This window comes from Nocardia tengchongensis (assembly GCF_054781395.1).
The window spans coordinates 1-1,314 of the sequence record NZ_BAAGUM010000028.1; the positions used below are offsets into that span (position 1 = coordinate 1).

Annotated in this window: 1 rRNA gene; it reads left to right on the forward strand. The window is 55.6% G+C overall.

Annotation, left to right across the window (positions count from 1 at the left end):
- Window positions 1–1,314, forward strand: a 23S ribosomal RNA gene (locus tag ACYVKL_RS39170); the annotation flags it as partial.

The following is a 1,314-nucleotide window of genomic DNA, read 5'->3' on the forward strand; positions in this document are numbered from 1 at the left end:
AGCCTCTAGTGAGTTGGTACACGGCCCGTACCCCAAACCGACACAGGTGGTCAGGTAGAGAATACTAAGGCGATCGAGATAACTGTGGTTAAGGAACTCGGCAAAATACCTCCGTAACTTCGGGAGAAGGAGGGCCCGGTCTGGTGAACACCCTTGCGGTGGGAGCTGGGTTGGGTCGCAGAGACCAGTGAGAAGCGACTGTTTACTAAAAACACAGGTCCGTGCGAAGTCGTAAGACGATGTATACGGACTGACGCCTGCCCGGTGCCGGAAGGTTAAGAGGACCGGTTAGCTCTTCGGAGCGAAGCTGAGAATTTAAGCCCCGGTAAACGGCGGTGGTAACTATAACCATCCTAAGGTAGCGAAATTCCTTGTCGGGTAAGTTCCGACCTGCACGAATGGCGTAACGACTTCTCAGCTGTCTCAACCACAGACTCGGCGAAATTGCAGTACGAGTAAAGATGCTCGTTACGCGCGGCAGGACGAAAAGACCCCGGGACCTTCACTATAGCTTGGTATTGGTGTTCGGTACGGTTTGTGTAGGATAGGTGGGAGACTGTGAAGCAGGCACGCCAGTGTTTGTGGAGTCATCGTTGAAATACCACTCTGATCGTATTGGACCTCTAACCTCGGACCCTGATCGGGTTCAGGGACAGTGCCTGGTGGGTAGTTTAACTGGGGCGGTTGCCTCCCAAAATGTAACGGAGGCGCCCAAAGGTTCCCTCAGCCTGGTTGGCAATCAGGTGTTGAGTGCAAGTGCACAAGGGAGCTTGACTGTGAGACCGACAGGTCGAGCAGGGACGAAAGTCGGGACTAGTGATCCGGCACCGGCAAGTGGAAGCGGTGTCGCTCAACGGATAAAAGGTACCCCGGGGATAACAGGCTGATCTTCCCCAAGAGTCCATATCGACGGGATGGTTTGGCACCTCGATGTCGGCTCGTCGCATCCTGGGGCTGGAGTAGGTCCCAAGGGTTGGGCTGTTCGCCCATTAAAGCGGCACGCGAGCTGGGTTTAGAACGTCGTGAGACAGTTCGGTCTCTATCCGCCGCGCGCGTTAGAAACTTGAGGAAGGCTGTCCCTAGTACGAGAGGACCGGGACGGACGAACCTCTGGTGTGCCAGTTGTTCCGCCAGGAGCACGGCTGGTTGGCCACGTTCGGAAGGGATAACCGCTGAAAGCATCTAAGCGGGAAGCCTGTTCCAAGATGAGGTTTCTCACCCCCTCGAGGGGGTAAGGCCCCCAACAGACCATTGGGTTGATAGGCCAGAACTGGAAGCCTGGTAACAGGTGTAGGTGACTGGTACTAATAGGCC